The sequence below is a fragment of the Stenotrophomonas sp. STEN023 genome (genome assembly GCF_056760135.1).
On the sequence record NZ_JBRREF010000055.1, the window covers coordinates 14368 to 32855 of the forward strand.

The window sequence follows — 18488 nt, forward strand, 5'->3', positions numbered from 1 at the left end:
TGCTGCGGGGGCAGCACGGCCACTACCGATGAACCTGGAAGCCCCCGCCGCAGCAGGCGGGGGCGAAACCAAACCGCTTACCAGCCGAAGCCGGCGCCCACACCCACCGAGCTGTCGTCACTGGTGAAGGCACCACCCAAGGTCACGGTGGCGCGGTCGCTGATGGCGCGCTGGTAGCCCAGCGAGAGTGCCGATTCGCCGCCCTGGTAGCCGACGCCCACACCAACCCGGTTCTGCGTGCGTACGCCCGCAGCACTGGTGGCCATGTTCAACATCGCCGCGCTCATCGCACCTTGCCGATCGAGGCGGCGGTCTACATGGCGCAGACGCTTGTCGATATCGCCACGGAAGACGTCGAAACTGTCGGCCATGCTGCTGAACTTGGTGTCGGTATAGGTATTGGCTGCGGTGATGCCGCTATCCAGCTGCGCCTTGTTGACCGCATCGGTCGCCTGCGTGCCTGCGGCAACGCTGGTGATCTGGCGCTCATGGCCGCTGCTGCCGACCGACACCGTGTTGGCACGGTCGGCAATCGACCCCTGCCCCAAGGCAACCGCACCGGTGGCGGAGACGCTGGAGCCCTGGCCAATCGCCGTGCCCGAAGCAACGCTGACGGTGGCACCTTCACCCATCGCAACCGCGTTGGTGGCGACGGCGGCGATGCTGGTGTTTGCGCCCACCGCAGTGCTGCCGTCGGCATTGACGCGCGCGTTGCTGCCGATAGCGGTGTCGTTCGGGCCGTGCGCATAGCTGTTGTTCCCGACGGCACTACCGGCAACATTATTGGCCTTGGCCTGCTCGCCCAGCGCCACTCCGGTGCCGCCCGCCGACCCCGCCCCCCCTACATTCGGGCCGTTCCCGTTCCCGTTCCCGTTCCCGTTGCCACTGCCACTGCCATTTCCATTGCTGGCAACACGGTTGTTGAGCGCCGTGACCTGGCCATCAAGCGCGGTCAACGCCGCACCTACGTTGTTGTAGCTGGCACCCTGGATGACATAGGTCGGGGCGACAAACATGCCCTGCATGCCGACGCCCGCACCACCACCGAGGAAGCTGGCCATGTTGCCCAGCGACTGGAACAACTGCCCGCCGTTGATGGCCTGCATGCTGCCAGCAGCAATTGCACCGGCAGCCACGTTGTCCAACGTGGTGCCCTGCACACCCGCCAGGGTCAGCTTGTCGCGGCTGGCATCGTCGTAGGTCACCGCATTGGCGGTGACGCCCTCGATGCTGCCGATACGACCATCAATGTCGGTGACGCGGGTTTCCACCGCGCCAACACGCTGGTTGGTGACATGCAACTGACCACCGGTGACCGCATCGGTACTGCCTTCGGCAATGCGCCCCGCACCGACATTGACGATGCGGCGCGTCACCGGGCCATTGCTGCCGTTGCCGCCACCCACCGATACCACGTTGGCTTCGACCGCACGCGAACCCGCGCCCAGCGCCACCGAATTGGCACCGGAGACGCCTGCACCCGCACCGATGGCCACGCTGTTGGCACCATTGCTGGCGAACGCACCGTAACCAATCGCGACGCCATTGGTGGCAGTGATCGAGGTCTGCCGGCCCAGCGCGGTGCTGTTGCTGGCACGAGCCGATGCATCGGCACCAACCGCAGTGGCGCCATTGGCATTGGCGGTGCTGGCCGCACCCAAGGCGGTGCTGCGCTCGGCACTGGCAACCGCACCCGAGCCTGACGCAACCGCATTGGTACCGCTGGCAGTTGCCACACCATCGCCAGAGGCCTGGAAGTACTTGTTGGTCTCGCCTGCGACATCGGCCACGGCATCCAGCTGCGACTTGTTGACCGCATCGGTTGCCTCGGTACCGGCAGCAACGTTGGTGATCTGCCGTTCGGCACCTGCATCACCCACTGACACGCTATTGGCGCGGCCGGCAATGGAACCTGCACCCAGCGCCACCGAGTTGGTGGCACCGGCTTCGGCACCGGTACCAACTGCGGTGCTCTGCTGGCCGAAGGCCCAGGCATTGGCACCCACCGCGGTCGCGTCATCACCAAAGGCCCAGCTGCCGCTGCCGATGGCGACGGCATTGGTAGCGCCGATGCCGAAGAAACCAAAGCCGGTTTCGGCACCATCGCCAATCGCCAGGCTGCCCTCGCCCAGGGCTGACGCATTGCGGCCCACGGCGACATTGCCGTCTTCGTAGGCAGCCGCGTTGTAGCCAACCGCGGTGGTGCCGACGCCTTCGGCGTAGCTCTGCGAACCGGTCGCGGTGCTGTAGTTGCCAAGTGCATTGGCTACCGCACCACTGGCGGTGGACTGATCGCCCTTGGCGTATGCGCCAACACCGGCTGCGGTAGCGGCAAAGCCTTCTGCGTTGGCACTTGCACCCAACGCGGTGCCGCCGACGCCGGCACTGGTAGCACCGGTCTGCACAGGCTCGCCGCCGACGTTGATCAGCGGATCACCGTTGGCATCCACCGCATTGCCACCCACAGCCACTGCACCCGGGCCCATCGCCTGTGCGTTCTGGCCGAACGCGGCTGCGTTCTGACCGCTGGCCAAGGCGTTCATACCGACCGCCGTTGCACCATCGGCCACTGCATTGGCACCGCTGCCGAACGCCGATGCGCCATTGCCGATCGCATTGGTCGCCTCACCGGAGGCCGTTGCGCTGTCGCCTTCGGCATAGGCACCGGCGTCACTGTCGGCACTGCCGGTAGCCTTGAAGTACTTCGCCGTGGCCTGCCCTTCCGCGGCCACTGCGGCCACTTCATCGAGCTGGTCCTTGTTGACCGCATCGGTGCCTTCGGTACCGGCGGCAACATTGGTGATCTGCCGTTCGGCACCTGCATCACCCACCGACACGCTGTTGGCGCGGTCGGCAATCGAGCCTGCGCCCAGCGCCACCGAGTTGGTGGCACCGGCTTCGGCACCGGTACCAACTGCGGTGCTCTGCTGGCCAAAGGCCCAGGCGTTGGCACCTACTGCGGTTGCGTCATCACCGAATGCCCAGCTGCCGCTGCCGATGGCGACGGCATTGCTTGCACCGATGCCGAAGAAGCCAAAGCCGGTCTCGGCACCATCACCGATTGCCAGGCTGCCTGCGCCCAATGCCGAGGCATTGCGACCGACCGCGACATTGCCGTCTTCATAGGCGGCGGCGTTATAGCCCACCGCCGTGGTGCCTGCACCTTCGGCATAGGATTGTGAACCGCTGGCAGTACTGAAGTCGCCAACCGCATTGGCGACCGCACCGCTGGCGGTGGACTGATCACCCTGCGCCCATGCGCCGACACCGGTCGCGGTAGCGGCAAAACCCTGCGCATTGGCACTTGCACCGAGTGCGGTACCGCCGACACCCGCACTGGTCGCGCCGGTCTGCACCGGCTCGCCGTTGGAAGTGATCAGCGGCTCGCCATTGGCATCCACCGCGTTGCCGCCTACCGCTACTGCGCCCGGGCCGGTGGCCTGTGCATTCTGGCCGAAGGCTGCGGCGTTCTGGCCGCTGGCCACGGCGTTCATGCCGATTGCAGCCGCTCCGCTGGCCAGGGCGCTGGCGCCATTGCCGATCACGATGGCGCCCTCACCGCTGGCCACGCTGTTGCTGCCCAGTGCGATCGCGTTGTCACCATCCACCAGATTGGCAAAACCAAACGCGCTGCTGTTCTCGCCATCCACCTGGTTGAAGTTGCCGAATGCCGAACTATTGGTACCGTTGGCGGTATTCACGTAACCGACGGCGCTGGAATAATCACCGGCGGCGACGTTGTAGCTGCCCACCGCCGTGCTCTGTGCACCGGAAGCCTCCGAACCGACGCCGGCAGCGGTAGCACCATCACCGCTGGCGATCGCGTCATCGCTGCCGTCCGCCGCGCCATTGGCCTTGAAGTAACGACCGGCCAGCAAAGCACCTTCGGCGGCGCTGTTGAGCTGGTCCAGGTTGACCGCATCGGTGCCCTCGGTACCGGCGGCGACGTTGGTGATCTGGCGCTCCGCACCTACTGCTCCAACCGACACGCTACTGGCCCGATCTGCCAGCGAGCCCGCACCCAGAGCAACACTGTTGGCAGCGCTGGCGGTGGCGTTCGCACCCAAGGCGGTGCTGTCTGCGCCAAGGCTGGTGCTGTAGAAGCCAACTGCCGTGCTGTTGAGGCCGCTGGCCCAGCTCTCCGCGCCCAGCGCACTGGCGTTGTCGCCCGCTGCATAGGCGAAGTAGCCGACAGCAGTGGATTCGGCACCCGCTGCTTCGCTCAATGCACCTGAAGCCAAGGCGTAATCACCCGAAGCGATGGCGCCAGCGCCCAGCGCCGTGGAAGCTTCACCACTGGCCTGGGTATCAACGAAGAAACCCAGCCCCGGGATGAGGTCGATCGGACCACCAACCGCAACGCTGCTGGTGCCCGATGCAGCGCTCTGACTACCCATCGAGGTGCTGTAATCACCGGTTGCATTGGCCACCGCGCCAAATGCGGAGGACTGTGCCCCTTGAGCGAACGCGCCGAGACCGGTGGCGGTGGCGGCGAAGCCCTCCGCACTGGCACTGGCACCAAGCGCGGTACCACCCAGGCCGGCGCTGGTCGCACCGGTGGTCACCGGCTGTCCGCCAAACGTGATCAATGGATTGCCATTGGCATCCACTGCATTGCCGCCTACGGCCACCGCCGCCGGGCCGGTGGCCTCGGCGTTCTGGCCGAATGCAGCACTGTTCTGGCCTGCGGCCAAGGCGTTCATGCCGACTGCGGTTGCACCGCTGGCCACCGCATTGGCGCCGGTGCCGTAAGCCGATGCGCCGTTGCCGATGGCATTGGCGGCTTCGCCTGCAGCGGTGGCGCTATCGCCTTCCGCATACGCGCCGGCATCGCTGTCGGCGCTGCCAGTGGCGGTGAAGTACTTGCTGGTGTTGCCAGCCACCGCGGCCACTTCATCCAATTGGTTCTTGTTGACCGCATCGGTACCTTCGGTGCCGGCGGCGACATTGGTGATCTGCCGCTCGCTGCCAACATCACCCACCGAGACGGTGCTCTCGCGATCGGCCCAGGAGTTGGCACCGATGGCGACGCTATTGGCCGCTTCGGCCACCGCGCTCTGGCCAAGTGCGGTGGAATCATCCGCATCGGCCCAGCTGTTGAAGCCGATGGCGGTAGCGTATTCGCCCACTGCCCAGGCGCCATTACCGAATGCCGCAGTGCCGGTGCCGGAGGCCTTGGTGCTGATGAAGCCGCCGAAAGTGGTGCCACCAACCGCGGTCGACTCCTCGCCCGAGGCAATCGCCGACTCGCCGACCGCGGTGGTGCTGACGCCCGATGCCGCTGCGCCCAGGCCCATCGCAACGCCGTAGTCGCCGCTGGCCTCGGCACCGTAACCAACGGCCGAAGCGAGATCGCCGGAAGCAACCGCATAGCTGCCCACCGCCGTGGTACCGCGACCGCTGGCCTCGGCACGGAAACCGTTTGCCAAGGCCTGCTGGCCAGAGGCCACCGACTGCGCACCCTGCGCCGTGGCAAACACACCCGAGGCTTCCGCGCCCTCGCCGAAGGCACTGCTGCTGTCGCCGCTGGCAACGCTGCCGGTGCCGATGGCAATCGCGTCATCGGCATCGGCCAATGCACCATCACCGATCACCACGCTGCCGTCGCCGCTGGCCACGCTGTTGCTGCCCAAGGCAATCGCGTTGGCACCGTCGACCAGATTGGCCATGCCGAACGCGCTGCTGTTCTCGCCATCCACCTGGTTGAAGTTGCCCACCGCCGAACTATTGGTACCGTTGGCGGTGTTCACGTAACCAACAGCACTGGAGTAGTCACCAGCAGCGACGTTGTAGCTGCCCACCGCCGTGCTTTGCACACCGCTGGCCAAGGAGCCAACACCGGCAGCGGTTGCGCCGTCGCCACCGGCGACCGCGTCGTCACTGCCATCGGCGGCCCCGTTGGCCTTGAAGTAGCGCGCGGTCAGTTCCGCGCCTTCGGCGACGGCATTGAGCTGATCAACATTGACCGCATCGGTGCCTTCGGTACCGGCGGCGACATTGGCGATCTGGCGATCGACTGCCGCGTGGACGACGCCAGCCGAGTCGGTCCATTCCTGCGCCGCGCCGACCGACACCGTGTTGGCGCGGTCAGCGAAGGAGCCGGCGCCCAGCGCGACGCTGTTCTCTGCGTCCTTGCTGGTCCAGGCATTGGAGCCCAGCACCACCGCGTTCTGTGCCTGTGCGTAGCTGTTGTAGCCAACGACGGTGGCACCGTCCTCGGTCGCCCATGCCTCCGCACCCAGCGCGGTGGTGTGCTTGCCTTCGGTAACGCTGTAGAAATCCTGGCCAGCCAGCGAATTGAAACCGACTGCAACACCAAGCTCACCGGTGGCGGCGTTGTTGCCGACTGCAACGCCGGTCAAGCCTGCACGCGCCTGCACGCCGAACGCAGCACCTGCGATGTCCGCAATTGCGTTCTGGCCAACCGCGGTCGCCACATCGGCAGCCTCGGCAAACGTGCCGATCGCCGTGCCGAAGAACGTTGCATAGGCGCCACTACCAACGGCAACCGCCTGCCACGCATCGGCGGTGGCACCGAAGCCCAGCGCGGTGGCCTGACGACCGGTAGCCCACGCTGCAGTACCGATGGCGGTAGCAGCAAAGCCCGTAGCTTTGGCGTCGGTACCGATGGCAGCCGAGAACAGGCCCTGTGCGTTGGCACCGGCACCGACGGCCATGAAGGCACCTTCGCTTACCGAAGCATCAGTACCAATGGCAATGCTGTCAGCGTTTTCTGCGTTCGCATTCACGCCCAAGGCGATGCTGCCGGTGCCGGTTGCCAGCGCATTGCTGCCAACCGCGACACTGTTGTCAGCCAGGGCATTGGCGCCGGTGCCGTAAGCCGATGCGCCGTTGCCGATGGCATTGGCAGCCTCGCCTGCAGCCGTGGCGCTATCGCCCTCCGCATAGGCGCCGGCATCGCTGTCGGCGCTGCCGGTTGCCTTGAAGTATTTGCTGGTGTTTTCGGCAACTGCCGCCACTTCGTCGAGCTGCGACTTGTTCACCGCGTCGGTGTCTTCAGTGCCGGCAGCGACGTTGGTGATCTGGCGCTCGCTGCCCACATCACCGACCGAAACCGTGCTCTCGCGATCTGCCCAGGAGTTTGCGCCGATAGCGACGCTGTTGACCGCTGCTGCAGTTGCACTTTGGCCGAGTGCGGTGGAGTTGTCGGCATCAGCCCAGCTGTTGAATCCGATCGCGGTGGCGTACTCACCTATCGCCCATGCGCCATTGCCGAACGCCGACGCGCCGGTACCCGACGCTTCGGTGCTGATCAAGCCACCGAAGGTGGTGCCGCCAACCGCGGTGGATTCTTCACCCGAGGCAATGGCCGATTCGCCTACGGCTGTGGTGCTGGTCGCCGAGGCGGAAGCACCCAGGCCCATCGCAACGCCGTAGTCGCCACTGGCATCGGCGCCATAACCCACTGCCGAAGCAAGGTCACCAGAGGCTGAGCTATAAGCGCCAAGCGCGGTGGTGCCACGGCCATCGGCCTCGGCACGGAAGCCGTTGGCCGTTGCCTGCTGCCCGGAAGCAAGTGCCTGGCTGCCCTGTGCGCTTGCATAGGCACCGCTCGCTTCTGCGCCGCTACCAACGGCAGTGCTGCCCAGCTCACTGGCAAGACTGCCGGAGCCGACCGCAGTGGCATCATCGGCAGCCGCGTAGGCGCCATCGCCGATCACCACGCTGCCATCACCACTGGCGATGCTGTTGCTGCCAAGCGCAATCGCATTTGCACCATCCACCAGGTTGCCGGAACCAAACGCGCTGCTGTTGGCACCATCCACCTGGTTGAAATTGCCAACCGCAGAACTGCTCTCGCCGTTGGCGGTATTTACATAACCCACCGCACTGGAATAGTCGCCTGCGGCGACGTTGTAGCTGCCTACCGCGGTGCTCTCCACACCGCTAGCCAGCGAGCCGACACCCGCAGCCATCGCACCTTCGCCGCTGGCCACGGCGTCATCGCTGCCGTCCGCAGCGCCATTTGCTTTGAAATAGCGGCCGGCCAACAGCGCGCCATCGGCAGCGGCATTGAGTTGATCGAGGTTCACCGCATCGGTACCGGCGGTGCCGGCAGCGACATTGCTGATCTGACGCTCGTTACCGGCCGAGCCAACCGACACCGTGTTGGCACGATCGGCAATGGAACCTGCGCCCAATGCCACGCTGCCTGCTGCCGAAGCCACCGTGCCTGCACCGATGGCCACCGCGTTTGCGCCCGATGCATCGGCGCTGTTGGCGATGGCGCAGTCCACCAGCGTTGCACTGCCTAGCACCATGCACTGCGCATTACCGCCCACTTCCACCGACTGTGCCTGCGCTGCTGTTACCCAGGCACTAGCTCCTAGACCCAACGCAACGGCAACCGACAAGGCTTGCAGGCGTATTCCGGCGCTATGCCGCTCATCCATGACCACACCGGCCGAGCTGGACGATGCCAACTCCGACGCCACCACCAACTGCCCCAATGCCTTGTTCCATACCTTGCGGTAGATCCGGTTCATCGCTGCTGCTCCTCAAGTGGACGGTTTTTTTCCTTGCATAAACGCGCCATCGCCGGGCCCTACGTGCCCAACGATCCCCCTGTGGTGTTGTGGTCCCGGTCCCGGTACAGCTGGGCACGTGAGGCTCACGCCTGTCGTGGTCTACCCCCCTGGTTCCATACCTGTCGGGCGACTACGGGATGGATGGAGTCTTAATCGACGATTCATGATTCGTCAAACTTTTGGCTCTAATCGCAGTTTTTGAGAGGAAGCTCGCAATTCTCTCAATTAGGTGAGATTTTCAAAAATTTGCTTCTGAAACAATTGCCTAGTCCGGAAGATCGCCAGAGCCAGCGGATACGAGTCTTCTCTCCAAAAGGACCTCGGACCCCCACGCAATCGTTGTGCTGCAATGATTTCAGCGCTTCCGGCCATCTTCTTGCGAGCAGTTGATTCATCTTCTTGAAGGAGCCCGAGCAGTTGCGTTGCAGCACACCCGGTTGCGCCAATGCGCGGATCCCTGTTCACGCTAGGCGCTGACACGCCTGCCTCTATAGTCAAATTGCTGACACCCCTCTCAGAAGTGGTTCCGGGGTTGTCCAAGGGCCTACCCGACCCAGGCTGAATCCATGAAGCACATTGCAGCCGCTTCACCCACAAGCACCAAGCCTCCGCCAAACGACCTGGAGCACGACACGCGGATACCGCGCAGCAGTGACGGGACGCAAATCAGTCCACAAAAGAAGAGCCCGCAGGCACTGGCCTGCGGGCTCTTTTCAACCTCAATGCACAACGAACTTACGGCGACTCTGTGCGTTCAGCCGCACCATACTCTTGCGTTGCGGAACATCCGCAGCCACGGCGAATCTTCGCCCCAGCTGCTCGGCGCCCAGCTCAGGTTGACCGTACGCGGGGTGCGTTCCGGGTGCGGCATCAGGATGGTGACGCGGCCATCGCTGGTGGTCAGGCCGGTGATGCCGTCCGGCGAACCGTTCGGATTCAGCGGGTACTGGCTGGCCACGCGACCATCACCGTCGACGTAACGCAGCGAGATGCTGGCGGCTGCCTGGTCCACCGCACTGTCGAACTCGGCACGGCCTTCGCCGTGTGCCACCGCAACCGGCAGGCGCGAGCCGGCCATGCCACGCAGCAGGATCGATGGCGACTCGACGATCTCCAGCAACGCCGTGCGTGCTTCGAACTGCTCGCCGGCATTGCGCAGGAACTTCGGCCAGTGCTCGGCACCGGGGATGATGTCCTTGAGCTGGCTCATCATCTGGCAACCGTTGCACACGCCCAGCGCGAAGGTATCCGGGCGCGCGAAGAAGGCCGCGAAGGCCTCACGCAGTGCCGGACGCTCGAGGATGGAGGTAGCCCAGCCGCGGCCCGCACCCAGCACGTCGCCGTAGCTGAAACCGCCGCAGGCGGCGATGCCGCGGAAGTCGCTCAGCTGCACGCGGCCTTCGATCAGGTCGCTCATGTGCACGTCGTAGGCGTCGAAGCCAACGCGCTCGAAGATGTTGGCCATCTCGATCTGGCCGTTGACGCCCTGCTCGCGCAGGATCGCCACCTTCGGTCGCGCGCCACTGGCGATGAACGGAGCAGCGACATCGTCGGCCGGATCGAACGACAGCTTCGGCTTCAGACCCGGCGCGTTGAAGTTGCGTGCAATCGCGCGCTCCTGATCGGCCGCATCCGGGTTGTCACGCAGCTTCTGCATGGCGTGGGTCACCGACCACCAGGCATCGAACAGTTCTTCCCAGCGCCATTCCACCACGCTGTCGCCGGCCAGCTGCACCCGCACCACCGGTGCGGTGGTCGGGCGGGCGATGCGCTGTGCGCATTCGGTCAGTGCGTGGCGTTCGACCAGGTCGGCGAACGCGGCGCGGTCTTCCTTGGCGATCTGCACCACGGCGCCCAGTTCTTCGTTGAACAGGCTGCGGAACGGATCATCACCCCAGGCATCGAGCACGATGTCCAGGCCCATGCGCGAGGCGAATGCCATTTCGCACAGTGCGGCGAACGCGCCGCCGTCGCTGCGGTCGTGGTAGGCCAGCAACAGGCCGGACTCACGTGCATCGCAGATCAATTCAAAGAACGCACGCAGGCGCTGCGGGTCATCCAGATCCGGTACTTCACCGGCGAATGCCGGCAATGCGCTGTGATCGGCCTGGGTCTGCGCCAGGATCGAGCCGCCCAGTCGCTGCTTGCCAGCGCCCAGGCCAATCAACCACAACTCACTTTCGGTTTCGCGGTCGAGCAGCGGGGTGAGCTGCTGGCGGGCATCGCTGACCGGGGCGAACGCGGTGATCACCAACGATACCGGCGACACCGACTTCTCGGCCTGGCCATCGGCCTGCCACTGCGCCTGCATCGACAGCGAGTCCTTGCCCACCGGGATGCTGATATCCAGCTGCGGGCACAGCTCCATGCCGACGGCCTTGACGGCGTCGTACAGCAGCGCGTCTTCGCCGTTGTGGCCGCAGGCGGCCATCCAGTTGGCCGACAGCTTGACCGTATCCAGCGCGGTCACCGGTGCGGCGCACAGGTTGGTGATGACTTCACCCACCGCCATGCGTGCCGAAGCAGCGGCGTTCAACAGTGCCAGCGGCGTGCGCTCGCCCAGCGACATGGCTTCACCGGCATAGGTGTCAAATCCAGCCAGGGTGATCGCCACATCTGCCATCGGCAGCTGCCACGGGCCGATCATCTGCTCGCGCGCAGTCAAACCACCCACGCTGCGATCGCCGATGGTGACCAGGAAGCTCTTCGAGGCCACGGTCGGGTGCGCGAGCACACGCAGACCAGCGTCATGCAGATCGATGCCGGCAGTCTTCAGCGACGGCCAGCGCGGTGCCGGCGGATGCACGGCATCGCGGTGCATCTTCGGCGCCTTGCCGAACAGCACGTCCATCGGCAGATCGATAGGCGCATCGGCCGGGGTGTTGCCCGGGGTCGCGCCATAGGCCACGACCAGGTGTTCTTCGCTGGTTGCAACACCAACGGCCGCAAACGGGCAGCGTTCGCGCGCACAGATGGCGGCGAACTCGGCCAGACGCTCCTGCGCCACGCCGAGTACATAACGTTCCTGCGACTCGTTGCACCACAGTTCCAGCGGCGACAGCGAGGGATCGTCGGTGGGCACCTTGCCCAGGTCGATCACGCCACCGACATTGGAGTCGTGCAGCAGTTCCGGAATGGCGTTGGAAAGGCCACCGGCGCCAACGTCATGGAAGAACTTGATCGGGTTGTTCGTGCCCATGGCCACGCAACGGTCGATCACTTCCTGGCAGCGGCGTTCCATCTCCGGGTTGTCGCGTTGCACGCTGGCGAAGTCGAGGTCTTCGGCGCTTTCGCCCGAAGCCACCGACGACGCCGCACCGCCGCCCAGACCAATCAACATGGCCGGGCCGCCGAGTACGATCACCGCGTCGCCAGCCTGCAGCTGCAGCTTGTCGACCTGCACGCGGTCAATCGCGCCCAGGCCGCCAGCCAACATGATCGGCTTGTCGTAGGCGCGGGTGATGCCATCTTCCGGCAGCTCGAAGCTGCGGAAGTAACCGAGCAGGTTCGGGCGGCCGAATTCGTTGTTGAACGCGGCGCCGCCAAGCGGGCCATCGAGCATGATGTCCAGGGCCGGTGCCATGCGCGGGTTCAGCGCGCGCGGCGCCTCCCACGGCTGCGGCAGGGTCGGGATGCGCAGGTGCGAGACCGAGAAACCGGTCAGGCCTGCCTTGGGCTTGCCACCACGGCCGGTGGCACCTTCGTCGCGGATCTCACCGCCAGCGCCGGTTGCGGCACCCGGGAACGGGGCGATCGCGGTCGGGTGGTTATGCGTCTCCACCTTGATCTGGAAGGCGCTGGGCACCACCGCTTCGCTGCGGTACTTGCCGGTGGCCGGGTCCGGGCGATAACGCGCGGCCGGTTCGCCTTCGATCACCGCGGCATTGTCGCTGTACGCGCTGAGCGTGTGCTGCGGGGTCTGCTGGTGGGTGTTCTTGATCATCTTGAACAGCGAGCGGTCCTGCTCATTGCCATCGATGGTCCAGCTGGCATTGAAGATCTTGTGCCGGCAATGCTCGGAGTTGGCCTGCGCGAACATCATCAGCTCGACGTCGGACGGATCACGGCCGAGTTCGCTGTAACGCTGGCGCAGGTAATCGATCTCGTCATCGGCCAGGGCCAGACCGAGGCGCTTGTTGGCACCTTCCAGGTCGTCCAGGGCGATGCGCTCCAGGCTGCCGCGGCCGACGTTGTTGAACAGCGCCTGCGCCTGGTCGATGTCGGTCAGCAGCGACTGGGTCATCGGATCGTGCAGCAGCTTGGCCAGTGCGGCCTGTTGCGCCGGATCAGTCGGCCAGCCGCTCAAGTCGATGCGGGTACCGCGTTCGACGCGCTGGATCGGCAGGCCGGCACCGCGCACCAGCTCGGTGGCCTTGCTCGACCACGGTGACAAGGTGCCCAGGCGCGGCACTACATAGCGCGAAATCGCGCCATCAGCGCGCTCGGCGGCCTGTGGCTGGCCCTGCAGGATGCGGCCCAACGTGGTCTGGTCGACCGCGCCGGCATCGGCAGCTTGGGTGAAATAGACGTGCCAGGCACCGGTGATGCGCAGATCGGCGGCAATGGACTGCAGGCGGGATTCAAGACGTTCGCGGCGGAACGGCGAAAGGGCAGCTGCGCCCTCGAGGACGATCATGTCCGGGAGACCATGGTGGGAATCGGCCCGCGATTGTACCGGACTCGGCCGCCCCAAGCCTCGGCGCCCGGGCTACGGGAAGTCCTCAGGCTTGACGCGGTTCACACCGACAGCCCCGTGAGATGGGTAAACCGCGCCAGCGTTTTGGGCGACGTTATCCTCGATCGGCCGGCAACAGATGCCGGTGCGGCGCCCCGATCCGGGCACCAAAAGCACTCCCCATACGGTCCAGGACCGGGCGCAACCGCGCCCGTCATGCCGAAGGCATGCCCCTGCACGCCGCCCCACCCACAAGGAGAACCCCCATGAAGGACCATTCCGCAGGCCGTTGTCGGCCCCCGTTCACCCTCCGCCAAGGACGGCTGCGCTGGGTCTTGGCGCTGGTAGTAGCGCCCGCCTGCGCCATACCTGCAGCCCAGGCGGCCGACTGCGCGGGCGTCAAACCCTGGCTGGGAACCACGATCTACCAGCCTGGCCATACCCTGCAGAAGGATGGCGTGCTCTACCGGGTCCGGCAGACCATCTGGAACGCCCCGCCGGACCATCCCGCCGGTCGCCGCTACTACGACAACCTCGGTCGCTGCGACGGCGGCGCGCCGGTAGCCAACCAACCGCCGCAGATCCGTATCACCTCGCCCACCGCTGGCAGCACGTTCAACGCCGGCAGCAGCATCACCTTCAGCGCCGAGGCCAGCGACAACGATGGCAGCGTCCGCAAGGTCGAGTTTTTCCGCAACGGCCAGCTGCTCGGCAGCGTTGCCGCCGCGCCCTATCGCCTGACCTGGCACAACGCCACAGCCGGCAGCCATCTGCTAAGCGCCATCGCCACCGATGACCGCAACGCCAGCACCACCTCGGCCACGGTCAGCGTGACCGTCAGCGCTGCGGACAAGGACACCACCGCGCCGTCGATCCCAGGCGGGCTCAGGGTGCAGGCGCGCACCCAGACCAGCATCACGCTGCACTGGAATGCCGCCAACGACAATCCCGGCGGCAGCGGCATCGCCGGCTATGTGCTGCACCGCGACGGTCAACAGATCGCCGTGCTCTCCAACACCGATTACAGCGACACCGCGCTGCAGCCGGCCACCAACTATCGCTACGCGGTGCTTGCCCGCGACAAGGCCGGCAATACCTCCGCGCTCAGCGCTGCAATCAGCACCAGCACGCTCTCTGAGGACAACGGCGGCGGCGATCCCGGCACTCCAGTCGGCCCCGGCGGCCCGAGTAACAGCGGCAAGCGGGTGATCGGCTACTTTACCCAGTGGGGCATCTATGGCCGCAACTACCGGGTAAAGAACATCGACAGCAGTGGCTCGGCAGCGCACCTGACCCATATCAACTACGCCTTCGGCAACGTCCGCAACAACCGCTGCGAAGTGGGCGTCACCCAGGCCGCCAATTCGTCCACAGGTGCCGGCGGCGACGCCTATGCCGACTACACCCGCAGTTTCGGCGCTGGCGAAAGCGTCAGCGGCGTCGGCGACCGCTGGAACCAGCCGTTGCGCGGCAACTGGAACCAGCTCAAGCAGCTCAAGGCCAAGCATCCGCAGCTGAAGACGCTGATCTCGCTGGGCGGATGGACCTGGTCACGCGGCTTCTCCAGCGCGGCGCGTCCGGAGAACCGCCAAGCCTTCGTCGCCTCCTGCATTGATGCCTACATCAAGGGCAACCTGCCGTTCACCGACAATGCCGGCGGCCAAGGGGTTGCTGCAGGCGTGTTCGATGGCATCGACATCGATTGGGAGTACCCGGCCGCCTGCGGCCTGAGCTGCGGCACGCCGGCCGACCGCGACAACTTCACCGCCCTGCTGGCCGAGTTCCGCCGCCAATTGGACGCCGTGCGTCCTGGCCTGCTGCTGACCGTGGCGGTCGGTGCCGGCATCGACAAGATCCGTCCAACCGATCCGGCCGCGTACCACCGGCACCTGGATTTCATCAACGTGATGACCTATGACTTCCACGGCGCCTGGGCCGGCACCACCAACCACCACACCGCCCTGTTCCACTCCCCGGCAGATCCTTCAGCCGGGGACGCTGCGCTGTACAACAGCAACGACGCCATTGAGGCCTACCTGCAGCGCGGCGTGCCAGCCGCCAAGTTGAACCTCGGCGTCGGCTTCTATGGCCGCGGCTGGACAGGGGTGGGCCGTACCAACAACGGCCTGTACCAGAGTGGACGGCCGGCAAGCGGCAGGTTCGAAGCCGGCATCGAGGACTGGAAGGTACTGAAGAACCTCGGCTGGCCGGTCTACACGGACCCGCTCGCGCAGGCCACCTGGCTGTACGACGGCAACACCTTCTGGAGCGTGGACACGCCGGAAATGCTTGGCCACAAGATGGCCTACGTCAAAGCCCAGGGCTTGGGCGGCGCGTTCTTCTGGGAATTCAGCGGTGACGACGCCCAGGGCACGCTGGTCGACAGCGTCAGCAACGGGCTGAAGTAAGTCTGCTGCCACCAGAACGACAACGCCCCTCGCGTTACCGGGAGGGGCGTTGCCTGTCCAAGCTTGGGAGCGCGCTGCGATCAGCGGCTACCGCCGCCTTCCATGCGATCCAGCGTGGCCTTGAGCTGTGCCGGCGGCAGGTAGCCACCCAGCTGGCTGCCATCGGCAGCAAAGATTGCCGGGGTACCGTTGATGCCCAGCTGCTGGCCGAGGTTGTACTGCATGGCCACCGGATTGGTGCAGTTCCTGGATTGCACCGGCTGGCCGGACTTGGCAGCGGTCAGCGCGGCCTTGCGGTCGCTGGCACACCAGACCGAGATCATGTCGGTGGCGTCCTTGCTGGCCAGGCCCATGCGCGGGAACGCCAGGTATTCCACGGCGATGCCGTTGCGGTTCAGCTCGGCGATGTCCTGGTGCAGCTTGCGGCAGTAACCGCACTCGATATCCGTGAACACACTGATGGTGTGCTTGGCATTTGGCGGCGCAAACACGATGCGGTCCGCATGCGGCAGCGTCTGCAGCAGGTTGCGGCGGTACGCCAGCAGGCCGGGGCTGGTGGCCTGGGCCTTGTTGGCGATGTCATACGGGGTGGTCTGCAGCAGGTAGCGGCCGTCATCGGTCACATACAACACCTGCCCGGAGACGATGACCTCGCGGAAGCCCGCGAACGGCGCCGCACCGATGTATTCCGGCTTGAGGTTCGGGTCCAGGTCCTTGAGCGCATCTCGCACCCGCTTTTCTACCGCGGCATCGGCCGGAGAGGCTGCAGCAGTGGCAGCGGCTTTGGGGGCTGCGGGCTGTTGCGCGCAGGCAGTAAGGCTGAGCGCGCCGAACAGCGCGGCAATGGCAAATCGGAACATGACGACCCATCGAAAGAGAACAGCCGGATTCTCGCACACCACCCGAATCGGCGTGGGAGCGGCCCCGGCTTGTAGGAGCGGCGTAAGCCGCGAAGCGGGGTATGCCCGAGCGCAGACACCAGCTGCAATCCAAGGGTCCACCAGCTTCGCGGCTGACGCCGCTCCCACGCGCGTCGCCGGGAAAGCCCCTGCCGAGCATGGCTCGGCACTACGCCGTTGCCCCCTCGTTTGCGTCGAAAGCGCAGGGGTACGCCTTTGCCCCCTCCCTTGCGCCGAAGGCGTAGGGGAGGGTTGGGGAGGGGTTGGCTCTTCACTGTCCGCTTCCAAACAAACCCTACAACTTCACCCGCGCGGGTGGTGCTTGCGGTGCAGCTTCTGCAGGTGTTCGCGGGCGACCAGGGTATAGATCTGGGTGGTGGACAAGGAACTATGGCCGAGCAGCATCTGCAGCGCGCGCAGGTCGGCGCCGTGGTTGAGCAGATGGGTGGCGAAGCTGTGTCGCAGTCCGTGCGGACTGATCTTGCCCGGGTCGATACCGGCCACCGCCGCGCTGGCTTTCACCAAGGACCAGAACTGCTGTCGGTTCAAGGGTGTACGGTCCACATCGACGAACAGCGGCACCTGCCCCGCCACCGTAGCCGCAACGGCCTTGCCGCCGGTAAGCAGCGGCCGCGAGCTCGCCAGATAGCGCTCCAACCAGTACTGCGATTCTTCGCCCAGCGGAACCAGGCGCTCCTTGCTGCCCTTGCCGGTTACCCGCAGCACGCCCTGGCGCAGGTTGACCGCATTGGCCGGCAGGTTGACCAGCTCACTGACGCGCAGGCCGGCCGCGTACATCAGCTCCAACATGGCGCGATCACGCAGGCCGAGCGGGCTGTCCACATCCGGCGACGCCAACAATGCCTCGATCTGGCTTTCGGCAAGTGCCTTGGGCAGCGAGCGCGGCAGTTTGGGCGATTCCAGCAGCGCCGCCGGATCTTCGCTGCGCTCGCCACGCTTCAACGCTTGACCGAAGAAAGCGCGCAGCACCGACAGCAGGCGGGCATTGCTGCGCGCGGTCCAACCATGACGCGTGCGCCAGGCCAGGTAGTCGAACAGACCGGCACGATCAATCCCGGCCAGGCCGTCGCTGGGGCCGTCGCTCCAGCGCGACAACCCCTCCAGATCACGCCGATAGCTCTCCAGCGAAGCCCGCGCCAAGCCATTCTCGGCCCATATGGCATCCAGAAAACGCTGGATCACACGGTCATCGGCATCACGCAACGGCGGCAGTTGCTGCACCAGTTGACGGCGTTCGGCGGGAGTCAGGGACGCGGACATCGTCACAAGGATAAGCCCTGCACGAATGCCTGCCCATGCACGCGTGCGGCCACAAATCGTATGCTCGGCCCATGAGCACACCCGCCCTTGCCGAAACACCCCGCCCTTCCGCGCTGTTGCTGCGCCGCCTGGCCGCGCTGTTCTACGACCTGTGGCCGGTGCTGGCGCTGTGGATGCTGGTCTCGGCGCTGTTCACCATTGGCTACACCGTGGCCGGCCATGCCAGCCGCGACAACATCCACCCCTTCAGCGCGCTGCAATGGCTGTTGTGGCTGAGCTGCTGGCTGATTGCCGGGCTGTACGCCACCGAGAGCTGGAAGCGCGGCGGACAAACGCTGGGCATGCGCCCCTGGCGACTGCGCCTGCAGACCATGGACGGAAACGTGCCGAGCCGGCCACAGCTGTGGAAGCGCTACGCACTGGCCACGCTATCGCTGCTGCTGGCGGGCATCGGCTTCATCTGGGCACTGTTCGACCGCGACCGCCTGACCCTGCACGACCGCCTGAGCAACACAAGGCTGACGAAACTGTAGTGCCGAGCCATGCTCGGCTGGGGCTTTACCGCAAGACCTTCACCCGTAGTGCCGAGCCATGCTCGGCAGGGGCTTTACCGCAAGACCTTCACCCGTAGTGCCGAACCATGCTCGGCAGGGGCTCCACCGCTAAACCTTCACCC

Annotated in this window: 6 protein-coding genes; 2 read left to right on the top strand and 4 right to left on the bottom strand. The window is 65.7% G+C overall.

Annotated features, from left to right (window positions below; translation table 11 throughout):
* Nucleotides 1–77: 77 nt before the first annotated feature.
* Nucleotides 78–8507, bottom strand: a complete 8430-nt coding sequence (locus ACVOLV_RS15085; protein ID WP_481555096.1) for an ESPR-type extended signal peptide-containing protein — start codon at nucleotides 8505–8507, stop codon at nucleotides 78–80.
* A 796-nt stretch (nucleotides 8508–9303) separates the two neighbouring features.
* The gene (gene purL, locus ACVOLV_RS15090; protein ID WP_481555097.1) at nucleotides 9304–13185 is read right to left on the bottom strand and encodes a phosphoribosylformylglycinamidine synthase; all 3882 of its coding nucleotides are present in this window, start codon (nucleotides 13183–13185) and stop codon (nucleotides 9304–9306) included.
* Between the two features lie 305 nt (nucleotides 13186–13490).
* On the opposite strand from purL, the gene ACVOLV_RS15095 reads away from it, so the two are divergent.
* Complete coding sequence (locus ACVOLV_RS15095) at nucleotides 13491–15632, top strand: glycosyl hydrolase family 18 protein (protein WP_481555098.1); 2142 nt, start codon at nucleotides 13491–13493, stop codon at nucleotides 15630–15632.
* An 80-nt stretch (nucleotides 15633–15712) separates the two neighbouring features.
* Here ACVOLV_RS15095 and ACVOLV_RS15100 read toward each other — a convergent pair whose 3' ends face one another.
* Together ACVOLV_RS15100 and xerD are read right to left on the bottom strand one after the other, a co-directional pair.
* Nucleotides 15713–16492: a DsbC family protein gene (locus ACVOLV_RS15100; RefSeq protein ID WP_481555099.1), complete on the bottom strand. Its 780-nt coding sequence runs from the start codon at nucleotides 16490–16492 to the stop codon at nucleotides 15713–15715.
* 342 nt (nucleotides 16493–16834) lie between these two features.
* Nucleotides 16835–17812, bottom strand: coding sequence for a site-specific tyrosine recombinase XerD (xerD, locus tag ACVOLV_RS15105; RefSeq protein WP_481555100.1), 978 nt, complete (start codon nucleotides 17810–17812; stop codon nucleotides 16835–16837).
* A gap of 71 nt (nucleotides 17813–17883) precedes the next feature.
* Between xerD and ACVOLV_RS15110 the strand changes: the two genes are divergently transcribed.
* Nucleotides 17884–18345 carry an RDD family protein gene (locus tag ACVOLV_RS15110; protein ID WP_481555101.1) on the top strand — a complete coding sequence of 154 codons (462 nt, stop codon included), beginning with the start codon at nucleotides 17884–17886 and terminating at the stop codon, nucleotides 18343–18345.
* Nucleotides 18346–18488 lie beyond the last annotated feature (143 nt).

Bases quoted from the DNA above. Each gene is read 5' to 3' on its own strand.
- ACVOLV_RS15085 (WP_481555096.1), bottom strand. From the start codon at position 8,507: ATGAACCGGATCTACCGCAAGGTATGGAACAAGGCATTGGGGCAGTTG.
- purL (WP_481555097.1), bottom strand. From the start codon at position 13,185: ATGATCGTCCTCGAGGGCGCAGCTGCCCTTTCGCCGTTCCGCCGCGAA.
- ACVOLV_RS15095 (WP_481555098.1), top strand. From the start codon at position 13,491: ATGAAGGACCATTCCGCAGGCCGTTGTCGGCCCCCGTTCACCCTCCGC.
- ACVOLV_RS15100 (WP_481555099.1), bottom strand. From the start codon at position 16,492: ATGTTCCGATTTGCCATTGCCGCGCTGTTCGGCGCGCTCAGCCTTACT.
- xerD (WP_481555100.1), bottom strand. From the start codon at position 17,812: ATGTCCGCGTCCCTGACTCCCGCCGAACGCCGTCAACTGGTGCAGCAA.
- ACVOLV_RS15110 (WP_481555101.1), top strand. From the start codon at position 17,884: ATGAGCACACCCGCCCTTGCCGAAACACCCCGCCCTTCCGCGCTGTTG.